Source organism: Marinobacter sp. AL4B, assembly GCF_019916045.1.
GTDB lineage: Bacteria > Pseudomonadota > Gammaproteobacteria > Pseudomonadales > Oleiphilaceae > Marinobacter.
Map to the genome: position 1 here is coordinate 776,338 of NZ_JAILWZ010000011.1, position 22,284 is coordinate 798,621.

The 22,284-nt window shown below is 52.0% G+C and carries 16 protein-coding genes; all 16 read right to left on the bottom strand.

Annotation, left to right across the window (positions count from 1 at the left end):
- Window positions 1–22 precede the first annotated feature (22 nt).
- Window positions 23–214 carry a 50S ribosomal protein L35 gene (rpmI, locus tag K5L82_RS07760; protein WP_007151842.1) on the bottom strand — a complete coding sequence of 64 codons (192 nt, stop codon included), beginning with the start codon at window positions 212–214 and terminating at the stop codon, window positions 23–25.
- A gap of 94 nt (window positions 215–308) precedes the next feature.
- Window positions 309–845, bottom strand: coding sequence for a translation initiation factor IF-3 (infC, locus tag K5L82_RS07765; protein WP_133006064.1), 537 nt, complete (start codon window positions 843–845; stop codon window positions 309–311).
- A 2-nt stretch (window positions 846–847) separates the two neighbouring features.
- Window positions 848–2,773 (bottom strand): threonine--tRNA ligase, encoded by a 1,926-nt coding sequence (thrS, locus tag K5L82_RS07770; protein WP_223133729.1) that lies wholly within the window; start codon window positions 2,771–2,773, stop codon window positions 848–850.
- 158 nt (window positions 2,774–2,931) lie between these two features.
- Window positions 2,932–5,532: a TRAP transporter permease gene (locus K5L82_RS07775; protein WP_223133730.1), complete on the bottom strand. Its 2,601-nt coding sequence runs from the start codon at window positions 5,530–5,532 to the stop codon at window positions 2,932–2,934.
- A gap of 79 nt (window positions 5,533–5,611) precedes the next feature.
- Window positions 5,612–6,595 carry a TAXI family TRAP transporter solute-binding subunit gene (locus K5L82_RS07780; RefSeq protein ID WP_133006067.1) on the bottom strand — a complete coding sequence of 328 codons (984 nt, stop codon included), beginning with the start codon at window positions 6,593–6,595 and terminating at the stop codon, window positions 5,612–5,614.
- Between the two features lie 186 nt (window positions 6,596–6,781).
- A complete protein-coding gene (locus K5L82_RS07785; RefSeq protein ID WP_133006068.1) occupies window positions 6,782–9,172 on the bottom strand; it encodes an efflux RND transporter permease subunit in 2,391 nt (796 codons plus the stop codon).
- A 45-nt stretch (window positions 9,173–9,217) separates the two neighbouring features.
- Window positions 9,218–10,366 carry a WD40/YVTN/BNR-like repeat-containing protein gene (locus tag K5L82_RS07790; RefSeq protein WP_262492541.1) on the bottom strand — a complete coding sequence of 383 codons (1,149 nt, stop codon included), beginning with the start codon at window positions 10,364–10,366 and terminating at the stop codon, window positions 9,218–9,220.
- A gap of 132 nt (window positions 10,367–10,498) precedes the next feature.
- A complete protein-coding gene (locus K5L82_RS07795; RefSeq protein ID WP_133006069.1) occupies window positions 10,499–11,887 on the bottom strand; it encodes a DUF1329 domain-containing protein in 1,389 nt (462 codons plus the stop codon).
- 200 nt (window positions 11,888–12,087) lie between these two features.
- Window positions 12,088–14,730 (bottom strand): aminopeptidase N, encoded by a 2,643-nt coding sequence (gene pepN, locus K5L82_RS07800; protein ID WP_223133731.1) that lies wholly within the window; start codon window positions 14,728–14,730, stop codon window positions 12,088–12,090.
- A gap of 31 nt (window positions 14,731–14,761) precedes the next feature.
- Entirely contained in the window at window positions 14,762–15,598 is an 837-nt protein-coding gene (locus K5L82_RS07805; RefSeq protein WP_133006071.1) for a DUF2797 domain-containing protein, read from the bottom strand.
- On the bottom strand, window positions 15,595–15,897 hold the full coding sequence (locus tag K5L82_RS07810) for a YeaC family protein (RefSeq protein ID WP_223133732.1): 303 nt from the start codon (window positions 15,895–15,897) through the stop codon (window positions 15,595–15,597). Before K5L82_RS07810 ends, K5L82_RS07805 begins: the two co-directional genes overlap by 4 nt.
- A 145-nt stretch (window positions 15,898–16,042) precedes the next feature.
- Window positions 16,043–16,747 carry a rhomboid family intramembrane serine protease gene (locus K5L82_RS07815; RefSeq protein ID WP_410505858.1) on the bottom strand — a complete coding sequence of 235 codons (705 nt, stop codon included), beginning with the start codon at window positions 16,745–16,747 and terminating at the stop codon, window positions 16,043–16,045.
- Complete coding sequence (locus K5L82_RS07820; RefSeq protein ID WP_223133733.1) at window positions 16,744–17,757, bottom strand: metallophosphoesterase; 1,014 nt, start codon at window positions 17,755–17,757, stop codon at window positions 16,744–16,746. The genes K5L82_RS07815 and K5L82_RS07820 overlap by 4 nt, the downstream gene beginning before the upstream one ends.
- Window positions 17,758–17,759: 2 nt before the next feature.
- Window positions 17,760–18,644: an NAD(+) kinase gene (locus K5L82_RS07825; RefSeq protein WP_133006075.1), complete on the bottom strand. Its 885-nt coding sequence runs from the start codon at window positions 18,642–18,644 to the stop codon at window positions 17,760–17,762.
- A gap of 113 nt (window positions 18,645–18,757) precedes the next feature.
- A complete protein-coding gene (locus K5L82_RS07830) occupies window positions 18,758–19,978 on the bottom strand; it encodes a DNA repair protein (RefSeq protein ID WP_223133734.1) in 1,221 nt (406 codons plus the stop codon).
- A gap of 133 nt (window positions 19,979–20,111) precedes the next feature.
- On the bottom strand, window positions 20,112–22,175 hold the full coding sequence (locus tag K5L82_RS07835) for an FAD-dependent oxidoreductase (RefSeq protein WP_223133735.1): 2,064 nt from the start codon (window positions 22,173–22,175) through the stop codon (window positions 20,112–20,114).
- Between the last annotated feature and the right edge of the window lie 109 nt (window positions 22,176–22,284).

Below are 22,284 nucleotides of genomic sequence, written 5' to 3' on the forward strand. Positions count from 1 at the left end.
GATCAAGAAGTTAGCGGCTGAATCAGCACGCCGTCATACGCTTGATTGAAGCCACATCGGACTTAGCAATCAGCTTGGTGCCACGCAGCTGACGCTTACGCTTAGGGCTCTTCTTGGTCAGGATGTGACTGGTGAAGGACTGCTTGTGCTTGAAGCCAGTGGCGGTTTTCTTGAACCGTTTGGTAGCTCCACTCTTAGTTTTCATCTTAGGCATTTTTTAAAACTCCGCATTCTATTTTAGGAAAAACACTTGTGCCCCTGAACGACAAATCCCCCGCTACTGCGGGGGACCCACCTTTGGATCAGGTTCACTTCTTTTTGCGGGGAGCCACAATCATGGTCATCTGCCGGCCTTCCATCTTTGGCCGCATCTCTACCGTTGCAATTTCCTCAATATCCGTTTCGATCCGGCCCATGAGTTTCATACCAATTTCTTGGTGTGCCATCTCACGGCCCCGGAAACGAATAGTGATCTTGCCGCGGTCCCCGGCTTCAAGGAAACGTACCAGGTTGCGTAGTTTTACCTGATAATCCCCTTCTTCAGTTCCTGGACGGAACTTAAGCTCTTTGACCTGCGTCTGCTTCTGCTTTTTCTTGGCAGCCGCTTTCGCTTTCTTCTCTTCGAAGATTTTCTTGCCGTAGTCCATTATTTTACAGACGATCGGATCGGAATCCGTAACCTGTACCAGATCAAGTGTCGCTTCTTCCGCCATGCGGAGAGCGTCCTCAATTGGAACAACACCAACCTGATTGCCTTCGGCATCGATCAAGCGGACTTCAGTTGCGTCAATATTCTCATTGATAGGCGCTTTTGGAGTACGCCCCCGATTCGCTCGCTGTTTAATAATTAGATCTCCGTTTTAGTTTTGCCTTTGCGTTGAATGTCATCAGCCAAAAGCTGTTCAAACGCTTCAAGCGATAAAGTTCCTAAATCTTCACCTTTACGGGTACGCACGGCAACCGCATTGTTTTCGATTTCTTTGTCGCCTACAACGACAAGATAGGGAACCTTGTTAAGAGTATGCTCGCGGATTTTAAAGCCGATCTTCTCGTTTCTCAAGTCAGCATTTACCCGATATCCCAAAGAATCCCATTTTTTGGCCAATTTTTCACAGTAATCACGCTGATTATCGGTGATATTCAGGACTGCAATCTGTGTTGGAGCCAGCCAGGTGGGGAATGCACCTTCGTATTCTTCGATCAGTATACCAATGAATCGCTCAAAAGACCCGAGAACGGCGCGATGCAGCATAACTGGCGTTTTCCGCTCAGAGTTATCCGCAACGTACTGAGCCCCCAAACGACCTGGCATCGAGAAATCCACCTGAATCGTACCGCACTGCCAGACACGGCCGATGCAGTCTTTCAGAGAGAACTCAATTTTAGGACCGTAGAACGCACCTTCGCCCGGCAACAGCTCCCAGTCAACACCCGCACGGTTCAAGGCTTCTTCCAATGCAGCCTCAGACTTATCCCATACTTCGTCAGAGCCTACCCGCTTTTCCGGACGAGTTGATAGCTTGTAAAGGATTTCGGAGAAACCGAAGTCTTCATAAACTTCGTGCAGCAGATGGATAAACGCGGACACTTCTTCCTGAATCGCATCTTCTTCGCAGAAAATGTGAGCATCATCCTGGGTAAAGCCGCGAACTCGCATCAAACCATGCAGTGCACCGGAAGCTTCGTTTCGGTGACAAGAACCAAACTCGGCCAAACGTAGCGGCAAATCTTTGTAACTCTTCAACCCTTGGTTAAACACCTGCACGTGACAGGGGCAGTTCATAGGCTTGATGGCGTAATCGTGCTTCTCGGATTCTGTGGTAAACATGGCATCCGAAAATTTGTCCCAGTGACCAGACTTTTCCCAAAGCGTACGAGAAACCACCTGCGGCGTTTTAATTTCCTGATAACCGTGATTACGCAGTTTGCCGCGCATGTACTGCTCGATTTCCTGATACAGCGACCAGCCATCCGGATGCCAGAACACCATACCCGGCGACTCTTCCTGCATATGGAACAGCTTCAGTTTTTTGCCAATTTTACGGTGATCACGCTTTTCCGCCTCTTCGAGGCGATTTAAATAAGCTTTCAGATCCTTTTTATTGCCCCAAGCTGTGCCGTAAACGCGCTGCAACTGCTCGTTGTTGTGGTCGCCACGCCAGAAAGCACCCGCCACCTTGGTCAGCTTGAACGCTTTCAGCTTACCCGTGTTTGGTACGTGGGGACCACGACATAAGTCGATGAAGTCACCCTGACGGTAGAACGACAGATCCTCATCACCGGGAATGTCTTCGATGATTTGAACTTTGTACTCTTCACCCATCTCTTCGAACAGCTTGACGGCTTCATCCCGGGACAACACGGAACGGGAAACCGGAATATCCTGTTTTGCGAGTTCTTCCATGCGTTTTTCAATACGCGCCAGATCTTCATTGGTAAACGGACGATCGTATTTAAAATCGTAGTAGAAGCCATTGTCCACGACAGGACCGATGGTTACCTGGGCTTCAGGGAACAGCTCTTTCACCGCCATTGCCAACAGGTGAGCGGTAGAGTGGCGAACCACGTCTACGCCGTCTTCATCACGTTCCGTTACGATCGCCAGCTCCGCATCATTCTCAATTAGATGACTGGTATCCACGAGCTGACCATCCACTTTGCCTGCCAGAGCAGCCTTAGCCAAGCCTGCGCCGATATCAGCGGCAACATCGTGAACGGTAACGGGTTCTGCAAAACTGCGGTGACTGCCGTCTGGCAGGGTAATGACGGGCATGGTGCTCTCCTGATGGTTTCTCAGCGGTGATCTATACCAAAGATCACATGGTTGTCAGCCTCCGCGACACAAACCGCGGGCCGATTTGAGGGCGAGTTTAACAGAAAAAAGCCCGGCAACAATGCCGGGCTTCTACTAACACCAACCTATGCTTGATTTTAAACTGGCTGTGGCTCCGCCTCTTCTTTGGTCTTTCGCCTGAGCTGACCGTAAGCCACAAAACCAAGCAACAGCAGAGCCGGAATGAACACCAATTCCTTTGGCGGCCGATCCAATTTCGCCTGAACCGCTTCAATGGTCCAACCAAACTGAATGCCCGCTTTTTCAGCTGGGCTACCGAAGTTAACAAAGTCTACGGCCAACGCACCATCAAACTCCGACACTTCAAGCCCCGCTGCGGCCAGCCGCTCCGCTCCGGTTTCCCCCGCGGGCATATCGAGCTGCACGTAGGTGGTTACGTCACTGCCGTCCAGAGACATGCCAGACACTCTGAACACAACCTCTTCGTCTTTCGGTGCCGCTTCAACGTACTCCATGATCGCGGCGCCCTGACGCTCTTCGTGCGGCGGGTAAACGGTGTCCCAAAAGAAACCCGGGCGGAACAGTGCGAAGGTGATCAGCAAAAGAGCAACCGTCTCCCACCAACGAGTGCGGGTAAACCAGTATCCTTGGGTGGCCGCCGAAAACACCAGCATCGCCGTGACCGCGCTCGCAATGGTGATCAGCAGATCAAACCACCCCGTTAGACCGATTAACAGGAGTTGGGTGTTAAAGATAAACATAAACGGCAATATGGCCGTACGAATGTCGTAGGTGAAGCCCTGAACACCCGTTCGTATCGGATCCGCCCCTGATATGGCCGCCGCGGCGTAGGCGGCCAACCCCACGGGCGGCGTATCATCCGCCAGTATCCCGAAATAGAACACAAACAAATGTACGGCAATTAGCGGCACTAGCAGGCCATTTTGAGCGCCCAGCGTGACAATAACCGGCGCCATCAAGGTAGACACCACGATGTAATTCGCTGTCGTAGGCAGCCCCATCCCCAATACCAGGCTGATCACGGCCGTGAACATCAGCATCAGCAACAGATTACCACCCGATAAAAACTCCACGAACTGGGTCATTACCAGCCCGATTCCAGTCAAGGTAACCGTACCTACCACAATGCCGGCTGTGGCCGTCGCCACGCCGATGCCAACCATGTTCCGGCCACCGGTGGCAAGGGAATGAAAAAGATCAGAAATACCGCCAGCAAACTCGCCCACCAGACCGCCATGCTTGCGAAAAAACGCTTTCAACGGGCGCTGAGTTATGACGATAAAGATCATAAACAGGGTTGCCCAGAAAGCAGATAGCTGGGGAGAAAAACGCTCAACCGTCAGGCACCAAACCAATACCACAACCGGCAACAAATAATACAAGCCGGTCTTGACCGTTGGCCCCACTTCCGGAAGTTCGCCCATATCCTCATTCGGATCATCCACCTCCAGCTCGGGAAACTTGGTGGCATAACCGATCAGGGCAATATAACTAAGCAACAGAGCTCCACCCAAAACCCAAATTGCCGCAGCACCCAGGTATTCCTTAGTCCAGCCGATGCCGTAATAAACAACAGCCGTCAATGCGAACAGGCCCAGTAAAACCACAACCCAGTTCAGCATACGCTGGGCCAGTGTTGGGCGGTTTAAGCGCTCAATGCCCTGCATTTTCAGCTTGCACGCTTCAAGATGCACGATGTAGACCAGAGCGACGTATGAGATCAATGCCGGAAGAATCGCATGCTTGATTACCTCGAGGTAGGAGATCCCTACGTACTCCACCATCAAAAAGGCTGCCGCACCCATAATTGGCGGCGTTAACTGACCATTGGTGGATGCAGCCACTTCAACAGCGCCCGCCTTCGTAGCAGGAAAGCCAACACGCTTCATCAAAGGGATGGTAAACGTACCCGTCGTCACCACGTTGGCGATCGATGAACCGGAGATAACACCACTAAGACCACTGGAAACCACGGCCGCCTTAGCGGGACCGCCCTTCATGTGGCCGAGCATGGCGTAAGCAACTTTAATGAAATAATTACCCGCGCCTGCGCGCTCCAGCAATGCGCCGAAGAGCACAAACAAGAAGACAAAACTGGTGGAAACGCCCAAAGCAACACCAAAAACACCTTCGGTTCCCAACCATTGATGGGATGCCAACTTATTGAGGCTTACACCTTTGTGAGAGATCACGTCGGGCATGTAGGGGCCAGCCAATGAGTACCCGATAAACACTGCTGCCACGACCGTTAGCGGGAGCCCGAGCGCCCGACGAGTTGCCTCCAACAACAAGGCTAAACCACCTAACGCAACCCAAAGGTCCTGGGTAATCGGCGCCCCGGGACGCTGAGCAAGCTGATCATAGAAAACATAAAGATACGATGCTGCAGCTGCTGCAGCCGCCGCTAAAATCCAATCGTAGATGGGCACTTTGGTGTCGTGCACACCTTTAATCATCGGAAACGCTGAAAACGCCAAAAACACGGCAAAAGCCAAATGGATCGAACGCGCTTCTGTCGAGTTGAGGATGCCGAAATTCAGAATGAACGGAAGTGGTGATGCAATCCAAAGCTGAAACAAAGACCAGCACACTGGAATAATAAAGAGGATTGCTGCCGCGGGCCCGACAAGCGCCCTGCCCCCGGTTTCCGTCTGCAATACCTGTTCTACTTTGGCAGCATCCACACTCGCGCCGGAACCGGAGTCATTCTTTGTCATTGAATGTACCTGTGATGTGCAGATAACTTAATGGGAAACTCAGGGCGAGCAATGCTCGCCCTGATGCGTGCTCAGCCTGTTAGTCGATCAGGCCGGCTTCACGGTAGTACTTAGCAGCACCTGGGTGCAGAGGCGCACTCAGAGCATCAGCAACCATTTCTTCTTTCTTCAGGTTGCCGAACGCAGGGTGCAAACGTTTGAAGCTGTCAAAGTTTTCGAATACCGCTTTAACAACCGCGTAAACAACATCATCAGGTACGTCCGTAGAAGAAACGAACGTGGCAGCCACACCGAAGGTGGTTACGTCTTCATCGGATCCACGGTACATGCCACCCGGAATGGTCGCTTGACGGTAGTAAGGATTATCAGCGATCAGCTTTTGGCTGGCCTTATTGTCTACGTTCACAACAACACTGTCACAAGAGGTAGTGGCTTCCTTGATGGCACCCGATGGGTGGCCAACCGTATAGAAGAAAGCGTCAATGTTGCCATCGCACAACGCTTGAGACTGCTCCGCAGCTTTGATTTCAGCGGCCAGAGAGAACTTGTCCATCCCCCAACCCATGGCGTCCATCAGCACTTCAGCTGTTGCGCGCTGACCTGAACCCGGGTTACCTACGGAAACTCGCTTACCTTCCAGATCTTCGAAGTTCTTGATACCGGAACCCTTGCTGGCAATTACGGTAAACGGCTCTGGGTGCAGAGAGAAAACCGCACGAAGCTTCTCGTCTTTGCCAGAATCTTCAAACTGGCTGGTGCCGTTGTATGCGTGGTACTGCCAATCAGACTGAGCCACTGCCAAGTCGAGCTCGCCCGCGCGGATCGCGTTCAGGTTGTATACCGAACCGCCGGTACTCTCCACCGAACAACGAATACCGTGCTCTTTGCGGTCCATGTTAACCAAACGACAGATCGCACCACCTGCCGGGTAATAAACGCCTGTTACGCCACCAGTACCGATCGTCACAAAACGCTGGTCCTGGGCTGAAACAGAAGTGGATGCGGCGCCAAGACTAACGGCGGCAGCGACGGCCATTGCGGACGCTTTAAGTTTCAGTGTCATGTGTACTCTTCCCTTTCTAGGTCATTATTTTCACTCGCCCACTCAGTCCATGGGCAAATCTTTCGCTCGAATTAAAACATAGAACACATCAGGCGATAAATAAAGAAACGATTGTGTCGCTAAACAGCTGAACAGAAAACAAAAAAAGCCCGCAAATGCGGGCTTTATCATAGTTTTTGAGTGTTATCAGGACTTAGCCGAAGATCTTGCTTTGGCTAGCATTTTATCTGGCCGCAACAAGAACCTCGCCAATGCTGGCAGTAGCCAGATTGCACCGACCATGTTCCAAAGGAACATGAAGAACAGCAAGAAGCCCATATCAGCCTGGAATTTGATGGGGGAGAAGATCCAAGTCACTACACCAAGCCCCAGCGTTACACCGGTAAAGATAACCGCCTTACCTGTGGAGCGCAGAGTTTCGTAGTAAGCCTCTTGCAGGGTCTTTCCTTCCAGCAGGAAGTGCTCCAGCTTGCTATAGATATAGATACCGTAGTCAACACCGATACCTACACCCAGAGCAATAACCGGCAAAGTTGCTACTTTAATACCAATGCCAGACATAGCCATGATGGCTTCGCACAAGATTGAGGTCAGCCCCAGTGGGATCACAATACATGCAACGGCACGCAACGAACGGAACGTCAGGAAGCACAACAAGCTGACCACGCTGTACACCAACAGCAGCATGATGTCCTTAGCGCCCGAAATAACTTCGTTCGTAGCCGCTTCGATACCCGCATTTCCGGCTGCAAGCAAGAACGTATGTTCCTCGTTACTATTTGCCTGAGCAAAAGCTTCCGTCCGCTCGATAACCGTTTGCAGAGTTTCTGCCTTGTGGTCTTCCAGGAATACCAACACCGGCGTCAGATCACAGCTTGTGTTAATCAGGCCCGACGGTGCATCACGGATCGACGCGTTGATAATGGTTTGGTTACGAGAAATCTCGAACCATTTCCAGTTACCTTCGTTAAGCGCCTTGGTAACCAGTTTGGACACATCTGCCAGCGATACAGAACCCTGAACGCCCGGTGTGTTTTGCAATTCCCATTGCAAGCTGTCCATAGCCCGAAGCACATTGTACTGAGTACACTGTTCTTCGGGCGTTTTCACCATAACAACCAACACATCGGCACTGGTGGAATAATTGTTGATGATAAAGGCATTGTCTTTGTTGTAACGAGAGTCCGCCCGAAGTTCCGGCGCCCCTTGGTCAAGATCCCCTACTTTCAGGTCTTGCTTGTAGTACATACCCAAGCCAAGACCGATCATCGCAATCAGCAACGAGATAGGCGCAACACCCGGGTGCGAGAAATAAGACAGGATCCGCCACTTGCGATCCTGCTTCTCACCATGATTCTGAACGTGACGTACACCGCCTTTGGAAATGCCAATGTAAGACATGATCAAAACGTGCAGCACCAGGTTCGTCACGATCACGAACGCAACACCCAATCCAGCAGCCACCGCCAGATCTCGGATAACGTCAATTTCGATGAACACCAGTGTCAGGAAGCCCATGGCATCGGAAATTAACGCCAACATGCCCGGAATATAGAGCGCTCGGAAAGCCAAGCGGGCCGAGGTAACGGCGTCAAAACCTTTAGCTGATTCAACCGCCATTGCGTTAACGATTTGAACGCCGTGACTGATACCGATAGCGAATACCAGGAAGGGAACCAGTACCGAGTATGGGTCCAAACCGTAACCAAGTAGCTTCAACGCACCCAACTGCCAAAATACAGCAATGATCGAGGTAAACACCGGCACCAAAGTTCCAGCGATACAGCGTGAGTACCAGAATAGCAGCAGGGTGGTCAGCAGAATCGTAATACCTGCAAACCAGGCGATTGAACCGATACCTTCTATCAGATCACCCACTTTCTTGGCAAAGCCAACAATGTGAATGCTGATTTCCGGATTCTGCCCCTCATACTTACTACGAATCTTCTCTTCTAATTGACGAGAGAACTCCGCGTAATCCAGCGCTTCGCCAGTTTCCGGATTTTTTTCGTACAGTGGCGCGTACACCACCGTTGATTGGAAATTATCCGAGATCAGACGACCTACCTCATTCGAGCGCAGAACGTTCTGACGTAATTTTTCGAGGCTTTCCCGGGATCCGTCGTAATTGTCCGGAATCACGGTACCGCCTTGGAAACCCTGCTCGGTTACTTCCACCCAGCGAACGTTTGAGGTCCACAGCGATTTCAGGCCCGAACGATCCACACCGTTGAGGTAAAACATCTCATCGGTGATTTGCTTCAACGTTTCCATATACTGGGGATCAAAAATATCACCGTCTTCAACCGCTACGGCAATACGGACAAAGTTGCCCAGATTTTCCAGATCATCCCGATGGTCGAGCATGTTGACGATGTACGGATGCTCAAGCGGAATCATCCGCTCAAAGCTGGCATCCGGTTGAATCTTGGTTGCGTTATAGCCAAGAAACAGTGTCAGCACGAGAAATCCGAGCAAGATCAATGCCCGGTTATTAAAAAGCAAACGCTCAAGAAACGGTTCCGCTTTTGGCGTTGTCAGGTAATGTTCACCCCTGTCATGCATCGGGTCAGACATTAATAAGCCCTCTATCCTTTATTCCGTTGATGCCACACCAGGGCGTTATTTAAGGTTCTTACCGCGAGAATCGGCAAATTTCACACCATCCTCACCAACCAACAAAAGGTTGGTCCCGGACAGCGGTACGGCACCCATGACACTTCCGCGATCATTACGGAAGTATGCACGGAAGCTTTCACCGCCATCGGCGCTCATCAAAACAGCACCGCCGTTACCGACCAGCGTTATGCGACCATCTTCCAACACCAACGCATTGTTCAACGTGGTGTTACCTTCGTTTGGAACGATGGTCCAGCTACGCCCTAAGTCGCTTGAAAGAATCGTGGTTCCCCGCAGACCGAATGCCAGCACTTCATTGGCACTACCGGTGCCGGTAACGCCGAACAATGAGCCTGGATAAGGACTTTCACGCCTTTCCCAAGTATTGCCGTTATCGACTGAAACGTGGATCTGACCGGCTTCACCGACGAGCACCAGCGCGCCACCGGCAATTCGCTCAATACCGTTGTAATGGAAGTTCTGGGCGTTATCGATGTACGGCGACCAGTCTTGCCAAGACTCACCACCATCTTGTGTGCGTAGAATCATGCCGTAGGCACCAACCGCAAAACCGTGCTGGTCATTTTCGAACCAAACATCGAGTAACGGGTTAACGGGCCCGACGTCCATATCGGCTTCTGCGTTCTCAAGTGCAAAAACCAAATCATCCAGCGCCCATTCTAGATCGTCTTTCTGATCTTCCGGAGCCTGTTCGATGACCTCTTCCATCTCCGCTATTTGCGCCTTCTTACTCGCAATGGTCAAAGCAGCGGCCTTTAGCCCGTCAAACTGCAAGGTCCAGTTCTCGCCTGCATCCGAAGAGTGCAACAAAACGCCACTGTGGCCAACAGCCCAACCATGGTTTTCACTGCCAAAGTCCAGTGCTGTTAGTGTGACCGAAACCGGCACCTCAGCTTGCGACCAGCTTTCACCGTCGTTATCGGAATAAATAATGTGGCCACGCTCACCAACCGCAACAATGCGATCCCCCGTTCGGGTCACATCATTCAGCAACGACTCGGGGGCCAATTCTGTATCCCTCGCCGGAATATCAATGATATCTGTGAGCGCAGACGCCGAGGGGGCTGCCAATGCCATAGAGAGGCCCAGACAAGCAGAACCCAGTGTCGCGCACTTGAACCTATTAGCCATTCAAATTGCCTTTACGTTGATTGAATCATGAAACGGTTGCCGCAGATGCCGCAAGCAAACCGGCAGCACTGCGCTGCCGGTACTGGTTACCCTTTTTAAACCACCGACAAGTCTGCGTCCGTCGCCATCGATTTACCGCACACTGCGTCTACGCAGGGAAGACGGAGAAAAGTATCGTCGATTCGGGATATCGTCGGTGAATACACGAGTGTTTGGCTCCTCGGTATCCAAGCCAAGAACGTGATATCGGCGAGCCTGCAAATCGTGATAGGCATCTAGCACCGTCCACACACCGGGCAACTCGTAGTAGTTCTTCAGAATGCCCATGGTCACACGCCACAGATTGCCCCGGCCGTCGTATTGATCAAGCAGAGCTGTATTCCAGCTATCTGCATCGACATAAAAGCGTCGCTTGCCATAAATATGGCGTTCGCCATCTTTCAAGGTAGCCTCAACAACATGGACCCGATGCAGCTCCCACCGCGTAAGATCCGGATTCAGGTGAGTCATACCCAAAATTTCAGAGTACGGCGTGCCCTTTTCGCCAATCCGGTAGTTGTTGTAGGGAATGTAAACCTCTTTCAGGCCTTCGTACTTCCAGGTGTAACGGTCCATCGCGCCGTTAAAGATATCGGTATCATCGGCAGTACGCAGGTTATCGGCAGCCGCAATGGGTGAATCGTACCCGAGGTTCGGCGCACGACGAACACGACGCTGGCCAGCGTTGTAGCCCCATCCATTACGAGGACTCACGATCTGGTTGAGGGTTTCATGAACCAGAATTGCGCCACCGGCCAGTCGGGGTGGTGACTGGGTGAACGACAAGTAGTAGAAGATCACGTTATCGAGATCTTTTTCGCCGCCTTCGGGGTTGTAGAAGTTAACGAACGCTTCTTGCTGTGACGTTACCAAGCCATAGTCGCCATTCGTTTGTACCGCAACTTCACTACTGCGCCGAGTCACCGAAATACCGCGCCAGCGCACAAGGTGGTTCCAGATCACCTGCCAGGCTTTTTCTTCATTGGAACCATGCAGAATCGGAAAGGGGTAACCGCCGTAAGCACCTTTCAGACCTTCCGCTTCACCCACGATTCGGGCATTGGTCGCATTCTTCTTTATATTTTTCTCAACCCAGTCTGGCACCGCGTGGGTTCGGCGTGACTGGTATACCGGAATTCTGAAGGTGCTCGGGTAGGTTTCTAGCATGGCCTTGACGCCATCCGACAGGTGTTCGCTGTACTGCGCCATGTTGGAGGCATTGATCTCGAACAGAACCTGATCGTCCGGAAAAGGATCAATGTGATGCTGCCCACTACCCTCGTAGCCGGCAGGGGGTTCAGTGAGACCTCCGGTCCACGCCGGGATCGTTCCAGCCTCGTTTCCCGCCTTTACGGAGCCAAACGGCGTGAGATCGTTACCTAGACGTGCAGCCTGACCTGAAGAGACGGCAGCCGTAACCGGCGACGCAGCAAACGACAAAGCCAGCAGCCCGCCGAGCCATACATTCTTCTTATATTTCATTGTGTAACCTTAAAGTCGTCTGAAAGCCTCTAACGGGCCATCTTGTTATTGTCTGATACTTCTCAAACTTTCTTTCAGGTTAGCCGATCGAGCAACAAAGTCTATCGACCAAAAGTGCGATTTTGTATCTGCAAGCGTCCGCCCCGTTGGCTCCCCCCACTACACGAAGCCAACGGTGTCTTGGTTCCATTTCCTTTGTATTAATCCGCCAAACTTTTCAGAGCGACCTCGTAAACATCATGTGAAAGCTCGTTTTTGTTGCGCACATGCTCCAACGCAGCCTTCATCTGCTGACCATATTGAGGCGAAAATTTTCTCCAGCGCGTCAGTGGTGATATCAAGCGAGCAGCAATCTGCGGATTGCTATCATCCAGCCTGCATACTTGTTCCGCGAGGAACTGATAACCACTTCCATCCGTTTTGTGGAACGCGGCCAAATTTTGACCGGCAAACGCCCCAATCACTGAACGAACCTTATTCGGATTCTTCCAATCAAATGCCGAGTGCTGAAGAAGTGCCTGAATCTGTGTCAACTGACCTGCCTGATAGCTCGCGGCCTGCACAGAGAACCACATTTCAACGACCTGCGGATCATCACAGAACTGACGATAGAATTCGGCAAGAGCCTGTTCGCGCTCGTCAATAAAGTCAGAGTTCACCAGCGCGCGTATCGCGCCTAAGCGGTCTGTCATATTATCGGCTGAACGATACTGCTCGAGCGCAAAAGCCAAACCATCAGCATCTTTAATGTGCAACAGCCAAGCGAGCGCGGTATTGCGAAGACTACGATGCGCGATCGCACTCGGTGTCAGCTGATAGTCACCTTTAGCCTGGCTGCGCTGATAACACGCCACTAACTCATCTCGCAGGGATACCGCCAGATGAGTTAGCACTCGCTCGCGCGCCATATGAATAGCCGGCACATCGGCTTGGTCCGCCAACTCAACCAGATAGGCTTCTGAAGGTAGCAAAAGCATTTTCGCTACCAACGCCTGATCCAGTGACGTGTCGTTTAGTAAGCTCCGATAAGCCTCGACCAACCTTGGATCGATCTCAGCATCATCCGACGCATTCATCAAAGACTGAATAACATCAACTGCCAAACGCTGCCCTGCATCCCACCGATTAAACCCATCAGGGTCATGACTCATCAGGAACAATAACTGCTCACGAGTCCATGGATACTGTACGCGAACCGGTGCAGAAAAGTTCCGAAGTAACGATGGTACCGGCCGCTCCGGCACGCCGTGGAATTCAAAACTGTGCTCAGCATCCGTCAGCTCAAGTACACGATCCGCCGGGCCATCTTGCTCATCAGCGGTCAAATTCAGCGACAACGGCTGTCCGGCCTTATCGAGCAACCCGAGCGCAAACGGGATGTGTTGCGATTTTTTATCCGACTGGCCCGGCGTATCCGGGATGCTCTGACGAATAATCAGGCGATAGATACGGCGCTGCTCATCATACTCATCGGAAACCGTGACCACCGGCGTACCAGCCTGCTCATACCAGAGCCGGAACTGATTCAAATCGCGCCCGGAAGCATCTTCCATGGCCCGTACAAAATCATCGGTGGTCACCGCTTGACCATCATGGCGCTCAAAGTAAAGGTCACTGCCTTTACGGAACAGCTCATCACCCAACAGGTTATGGATCATCCGCACCACTTCGGCACCCTTCTCGTAGATGGTCAGGGTGTAGAAGTTAGAAATTTCCATATAAGAAGCCGGCCGAACTGGATGCGCCATTGGGCCTGCGTCTTCTGCGAACTGTGCAGTCCGAAGGAGCGTGGCATCTTCAATACGCTTAACCGTTGGCGACCCCATATCAGCAGAGAATTGGGCATCCCGGAACACGGTAAAGCCTTCTTTCAGGCTCAACTGAAACCAGTCTCGGCAGGTGACGCGGTTGCCCGACCAGTTGTGAAAATATTCGTGGGCAACAATGGCTTCTATGCGCTGGAACGAGGCATCGGTTGCTGTGTCCTGGCTAGCCAACACGCAGGACGAATTAAAAATATTCAGCCCTTTGTTCTCCATGGCGCCCATATTGAAGTCATCAACAGCGACGATCATGAAAATATCCAGATCGTATTCGCGCCCATACACTTCTTCATCCCACCGCATGGAACGTTTTAAGGCATCCATGGCGAAGTCGCACTTGGCGGCATTTCGAGGCTCGACATACATGCGCAAATCGATGGTTCGACCGGAACTGGTTGTAAAGGTATCTTTTTTCTCAACCAGATCACCAGCAACCAAAGCAAAAAGGTATGCGGGTTTCGGGAACGGATCTTCCCAGGTCACAAAATGGCGACCGCCTTCAAGATCACCTTGTTCAATAGGATTACCGTTAGAGAGCAGAATCGGGTAGGCCGACTTGTCAGCCTCTACGCGAGTACGGAAGACAGCCATAACATCCGGACGGTCCGGATAATAAGTAATACAACGGAAACCTTCAGCTTCGCATTGGGTGCAGAACATTCCGGAGGATTTGTACAAGCCTTCAAGACGAGTGTTGTTCTGGGGCTCTAGCCAAGTCACCACATTCAGTTCGAACTGGGCCGGCACACTAAGAACCACCAGTTTGTCACCCTGCTCCTCGTAGGCGTCTCCCGCTAATAACGCGCCATCCAATGACACGGATTCCAGCTTCAGGCTGTCGCCATACAATTCCAATGGTGCATCAACCTGAGAGCTCTCAGGGTTTTTCCGCACGGTCATCACGCTGTGCACGCGGGCACCGTCTTCAAAAAGTTCGAAACGCAAGTCCACATGATCAACCAAATACGCGGGAACCTGGTATTCGTTCAGGTAAATGGTTTGCGGCTGATTGGTTCGCATTCATACTCTCCAAACAAAAAACATGACAGGCTCAGTCGAGAACCCGGAACCGGACTTCATAGCCGGTAAATTTTCGGATGTTGATCACTCCGGTATCGAGCATCAGGTACTGCCCTTTGATGCCTTCCAGTAGTCCTTCAGCTTCCGGCGTTTTATCCAGATTGTGGGTTTTGACTTTCGCCGGCCAAACTTCCACCGGGTAACCCAGCCCAAGTGAGGCTTCGTCCACAATTCGCAGGCTATCCTCACCGTGTTGGCGTTTTAGTTCGGCGAGATCGTCTTGCACCAAAGCCAGTACGCGCCGACGCTCTTCAACCAAATCCAATTCCGGTACGTCACCTTTCAGCATCGCTCTCCAATTGGTACGGTCGGCGACGTGACTTTTACACGCGACTTCCGCCAAGCCTGCGAGATAACGAGTAGACACGCGCAGCATAGGAATCGCATCGACCGCGCCCTGATCGATCCAACGCGTGGGCACTTGGGTACCCCGGGTAATGCCAACTTTCAAACCACTGGAATTGGCCAGATACACCACGTGCTCAACCATGCAGTTGGCTTCGCCCCACTCTGGCTCGCGGCAGGTGCCTAAATGGAAATGGCACTTCTCTGGACTCATGATGCAACTGTCGCAGGCCGCCAGTTTTCGGAAACAGGGGTAACAAAAGCCCTGATTAAAACTTTTCTTGGTGGTGCGATCACAGTTGATACAGCGAATCACACCTTCAAAATCCAATCGAAGCTTTTTACCGATCAGATCATTCATAGGAATTCGGGTGTCGCCTACCGCTAGGGTATAAGCCACCGGGTTGCCTGCCTCGGCAGGCATTTTACGGAGACGCCCGGTCACATCGATGGAGTCAGTCAAACCTTAACCTCAACGAATTGATCCGAATCCACTTCGCTGCCCTGCTCTTCGCGATCCTTTCGGAACTGCACAGAAGGGTCGCAAGCGGTACCTGCCTTTTCGCCGCGATCCAAGTACCCCACCCGCTCGTCTTCCGGAATATTATGTTTGTTTTCATAATAGATGACCGCCTCAAGACAGATCGCACGCTGCTCTCGGGAAATGGCGCGGCCATCTGGCCACTTACCCAGTTCAATGGCCTGTTTGAGGTTGCGGTATATGGTCGGATCCAGCCGCTCAATCAATTCGTCGTAGGTCATGACCCACCTCTTGAAAATAGGTTCTTAAAAAAATCGGCAAATCCGTTTGACAGACGCAAATGATAACGATTACTATTATCAAACCAAATGACACTGGTCGTTTCATTTGGTCTCTCTCATCAGGAGCTATTAGCTCTTTTCAGCCTCACCTTTGGGTGGGGCTTTTTTTATGGGGAGGCATCACCAGCGCGATCGCCAGTCCTCCGAGAAAGCCACCCAAGTGGGCTTCGTTCGCCATTCGGCCCAATCCAACCCACTCGGGGATGGGTGTAAAGCCAATCACCATCCATATTAGTGCAAAGGTCACTAACGCCGGTGGAAATTGAAAGCGGGGATGCCGTTGCTGGCTCAACCAGCAATACCCCATAACGCCATAAACAACGCCAGACAGTCCACCAAATAAAGGCCCGGATACCAAATACTGAAGGACATTGGATGTCAGACTGGTCACAACGAACAAAACAACCAGGCGAGCCCGACCGTCGATCCACTCAATCTGACTACCCAGAAACCAAAGCATCACGGCATTAAAAATCAGATGAGTCCAACTGAAATGCAGGAAGTCTGGCGTGACCAAACGCCAGACTTCCCCGGCCGCCAAGGTTGCCAACAGCGCGTCTAGCCGGCCCTGTAGTGTATCGAAAACATGCCAAGGCACTATTCGGGGATCTACCGCCGTCATTTTAACGGCTAGAGCATTCTGCCCCATACCCGTCAGCCAAACCATGATCAATGCCAGCACAAGCACCGCCACCACGAAGGGAGCATGCTTCGGCCCCGGCTGCCAACGGCCATCCGGGGTCACAGGGGAAGAATTCAGGTTATTCAAACTTACCTCGCAGAGGGTTATCGAGCGACACTGTCTTCGCTGATGGGGTAATCAGTTTGGTCAGGACGACTGACATCCACCCAAACAAACTTGTCTTTTGACAGGATTTTTTCATCATCCATTCGATACGCCACCATTCTTCCGTACTTTACGGCGCTGTAGTCGATACAGGCCACGTTATGCTTTAGAGGAGCCGGCTCACTGTCCATCCAGTAATGGCCAACAAAAACGGGGGGAGCATCCTGCGGGTAGGTAATCAATTGAGCTCGCTCCTCTGGCGTTAGCTCCATTGCTGCTACTTCGGGTGGCAGTGGGTCCGGCTGAAACACCACATCCGCATAGGTTTGCGGGTTATCAGCCCAGAACTTGGTGCGGAAAAACTCTCGGGTATAGCCGTCCCGACCCGTGATTTTCACGCCTTCAGGCAAGCGAAGGTCGGTTCCACGCAGCAACGTGTCCATGACCTGGCCTGCAAACGATTCAATCGCAGCAGACGCATGCAAAAATTCTTCATCAATGCACGCACCACCCTGATTCTCGCGAAACTGGTCAATCAACGTTTGATCCCAGCATGCATGAACAGCACGAAAGCCCTCTTCTTCAATAAACAGCGGAATGGTGTAAAACCACTCCAAAAACTCATTCCATTCATGGGGATAAGCATCGAATTGCTCAAGCGTTTCCTTGATCAACCGGTCATGGCGAGGATTGTGTTCGCGAAGAAACTGTTTTCCGCTTCCCGGCCGGGCGCGCGTGCAATAGCCTAACGCATTGTACTCATGGTTCCCCATAACGATACGGGCAGAGCCTCGCTCGACCATATCCCGGACCAAATGCAACGATTCGCGAATTCTAGGGCCCCGGTCAATGATGTCGCCGATGAAAATCGCCTGACGGCGTGGGTGCTGATATACGCCACTTTTCTTGCGATACCCCATTTGCTCCAGCAATTGCTCCAGCGTGTTCGCACACCCGTGCACATCACCAATAATGTCATAACCGCGACTTGCAACTTCGTTTGCTCTCACCATGATCAACTCGCTGCTATTTCGCTTGCCCAACCCAACTTGTCACGGCAGGTCGCATAGAAATTGTGATCGGTCGGGTGAATAAGACGGATCTTGAATGGCTTCTTGGTGATTCGGATAATATCTCCGGGGGCACACGAAATGTTCATCTGGCCATCAAAGCTAACTTGCGGATAGGTTTCATTGGTTTCACCGATCACCAATTTGATCTCGCTTTTGCCATCGACCACGATCGGGCGACTGCTCAAGGTATGGGGAAACATGGGAACCAATACGACAGCATCCAGCTTGGGGTGCATGATCGGACCGCCCGCAGACAAGGAGTAAGCCGTGGACCCCGTTGGCGTTGCAACAATCAGTCCATCAGAGCGTTGGCTATAGACAAAGTGGCCGTCAATATAGAGATCAAAACCGATCATCCGGGTCGATTTACCGGGATGGAGCACCACATCGTTCAGTGCCGACCCAAATCCCAACGGCTGGCCGTTACGTTCAACGTAGCCATCCAGCAGGAAGCGCGATTCTTCCATGTAGTCGCCCGCCAGAACCTGGGCCAGACGCTCTTCAAGATCCACCGGGGAAATATCGGTGAGAAAGCCCAAGCGGCCTCGATTGACACCGAGAATAGGCACTTTGGATTTTGCCAGTTCCCGAGCCGCGCCCAACAGACTGCCGTCACCGCCGACCACAATGACAAGATCACAAATTTCTCCCAACAATTTCTTGCTGGCTACCTGAAGACTGTGGCCCGGAATCATGGTGGCCGTATCTTCTTCGACAATGACCTGATAGTTGTTGGCCGTCAGGTATTGTTTGAGCTGACGCAGCGACTCAACCACCTTCACGCTGCCCATGCGACCGATGATGCCGATATTCCTGAATTGATCCATGAAGTATCCCGTGGTGCCTATATGAGACAGGCGCAGCGATCTGCCGCCCTGATCTTTAACGAAGTTAGGGACAGTTTAACGAAACTCGCGCAGATACTAAAAAAAGTTCGATATCAGGGCTTATGCATGTCGCAACGATCGTCGACCCCAGCTTTAAATTGCGCAGGCTGGGTTACTCGTACGATTGGCTGACCACAGCGTTCTCCTGCTTCATTCGTACCAACACAGAGCGGGCTTTCATAATGTTCAAGCCATTCCTTATAAGCAGCCTCATTCATACCACACCGCTCAGCGGCATACGCCAGCGGGCTCCTGAAATACTCGTCAATAGCAGCCGTTGGCAGGGTGATATGCCCCACTCCGTGATGGTAGGCCACCAGAAACACCGAGTGGTCATCGAGTTTTTCAAGCAACGAATCCTCCAACGGCTTTCGGTTCTTGAGTTCATCGTTTTCGTGTTCTAAGGCATTAACGGCATCGTTACGGAGCTGCAGCTCGCGCTCTTTACGCTCCAGCTGCTCTCGCAACAACACCAGTTCCGCGTTGGCTTTATCGCTAGATTCGGCCCCTGTTGTCGCTATGCTTTGTTGCATCGACAGGTACTGTTCATTGCGCTCAGCCAACCGTTGTTTCAGCTGCTCGTTGGTATGCCGCATGCGCTCATGTTGTTGTTCAATTTCCGCCAACGCAGATCTGAGCGACTGCATTTCAAGGCGGTGCTCACGCTTCAGATCACCCAAAACATCCCGGTGCACACTTTGAAGGGTTTTGATACGCAATCGATGCTCACGAAGCAATTGAGCAATGCGGGCCCGCTCTTGAGACTCGTCGCCTTGGTCTTCAGCGGGGGTGTTAAGGGTTGGAATGTTTTGTTCGACGACTTCAACTTTCTGAAACTGTAGCGTATTAGCCTGAACCGACTTACGAATGGCGTGAAAATGGCTGTTTCCCGGTGTCATATCCGGATCCCAAAGGTCATCTTTGATGGTAGCGTCTGGAGTCTGGCTTCGACACACCAAACGGATCGCCCCGCCGCCTAGATCCGGCCCTTTTGAACCTTGCTCTGCCAGCGCCTCAATGGGCAGATTCCAGCGTCTATCGGCCTGCCCTTCCTCATCAAACCAAATTTTAAAGAAGACAAGAGCCGCAACCGCCAGGTCCGGGTTAAGGTTGACCAAGACCGCGCGCACCTCGGTTTCAGCGAGATCTGAGAGACCTACGTAACCATCTAGAAACGCGCCGAACTCCGACAAACGCATTTGACGCGCAACGTCTACTCCATCCATGAAAAAAACTGCCGAGGGGGACTCGGCAGTTTGGCTGGCAATAACCATTAACCTTCTCCGTGCTTCGGGAATTCGATCACAGGGCGCGCTGGCACGCGCCAAGACTCCAAATTGAGCGGTCTTTGGTACAGTCTAGCTAGACCTATCCCGAAACACAGAGAAAAACTGCAACGTTTTGTGATCAGATTTCAGCAGCCAATCGACTACCCTGATCGATCGCGCGCTTCGCGTCCAGCTCAGCTGCCACATCGGCACCACCGATCAGATGCACAGGCAACCCGGATGCTTCCAGTCCCGCCTGCAGCTCCCGAAGCGGGTCCTGGCCGGCGCAGATAATCACCGTATCCACCGGCAACACTTTGTCTTCTCCCTGCTCCGCACCCTTCGGGGTCACTGTAATGTGCAAGCCTTCGTCGTCAATTTTGCGGTAGCTTACACCCGGAATCATCTGAACATCCCGGTTTTTAAGCGACGTTCGGTGAATCCAGCCTGTGGTCTTGCCAAGATTTTTACCGACCTTAGAAACCTTCCGCTGCAACAGGTATACCTCACGGGCTGGCGCTGGCACTTCAGGCGTTACACCCTTGATGCCGCCACGGTGCTCAACCGTCAGATCTACCCCCCACTCTTTCATGAAATGCTCGGTGTTCAGTGACGGAGAGTCGCCCTCATGCACGATAAACTCGGATACGTCGAAGCCAATGCCGCCGGCACCGATCACGGCAACCTTCTGACCAACCGGCTTACGCTTTAGAATGGCATCCAAATAGCCGATCACTTTCGGATGGTCAATACCTTCAATTTCTGGCGTGCGCGGCTTAACACCGCTCGCCAGAATGACCTCATCGAATCCACCCGCTTTCAAATCTGCTTCTGAAACGCGAGTATTCAAACGCACATCAACGCCGTGCTTATCGAGCATGACACGGTAGTAACGAAGCGTTTCATAGAACTCCTCTTTACCCGGTATACGCTTGGCAACGTTGAACTGACCACCAATTTCGCTGGCGTCGTCAAATACCGTCACCTTATGACCTCGCTCGGCTGCAACGGTGGCGAACGCTAGCCCTGCAGGACCTGCACCTACCACTGCAATCGATTTTGGCTTCATGGTTTTAACATAGGCCAATTCGGTTTCATTACAGGCCCGCGGGTTAACCAAACAAGTCGTTAACTTGCCACTGAAAGTGTGGTCCAGGCAGGCCTGATTACATCCGATGCACGTATTGATTTCGTTAGCACGATCTTCAGCAGCTTTAAGAACCAATTCAGCATCGGCCAAAAACGGACGCGCCATAGAAATCATGTCGGCATCGCCTTCTGCAAGGACCTTTTCGGCCACATCCGGCATATTAATACGGTTTGTCGTCACCAGCGGGATGCTCACCTCACTCTTCAGGCGCGCCGTTACTTTTGTAAAGGCTCCACGAGGTACTGACGTGGCAATCGTTGGAACACGGGCCTCGTGCCAGCCAATGCCAGTATTTATAATAGTTGCCCCAGCCTTTTCGATTTCTTTGGCCAGATGAACAACTTCTTCCCAAGTACTGCCGTCTTCAATCAGGTCAAGCATCGACAGACGATAAATAATGATGAAGTTCTCGCCCACTCGCTCTCGAACTCGACGCACAATTTCAATCGGCAGACGAATACGATTCTCATAACTGCCACCCCATCGGTCGGTGCGGTGGTTAGTATGGGAGACGATAAACTGGTTGATGAAGTAACCTTCAGAACCCATAATTTCGACACCGTCGTAGCCGGCACGCTGAGCCAGGGCCGAACAGTTCACGTAGTCGTCAATCTGCTTCTGAACACCCTCTTCATCCAACTCTTTAGGTTTGAAAGGGTTGATCGGCGCTTGAATGGCTGACGGCGCCACCAGCTCGGGCGAATAAGCATAACGCCCAGCATGAAGAATCTGCATGCAGATCTTACCGTCAGCCTCGTGTACAGCCTGAGTAATCACTTTGTGTTTGTCAGACTCTTCTTCGTTGGCCATCTTTGCAGCGTGCTGAAACACCGACCCTTCACTATTAGGCCCGATCCCTCCTGTCACGATGAGGCCAACCCCGCCCCGGGCACGTTCAGCATAAAAAGCCGCCAAGCGCTCAAACCCTTGCTTAACTTCCTCCAGACCCGTGTGCATAGAGCCCATCAGAGTCCGGTTTCGCAGTGTGGTAAAGCCAAGATCCAACGACTGCAGAAGATGCGGGTATTTGCTGGCACCAGAGCTTGTGGTCATCGATATATTCCTCATCATAATGTCTTGTCAGGCCGGGGAACGCTCCCCCGCTTATGTTATGACGAATACATTACCCAGCCCTTCCTCCACCAACAATATCCCAGAGTTA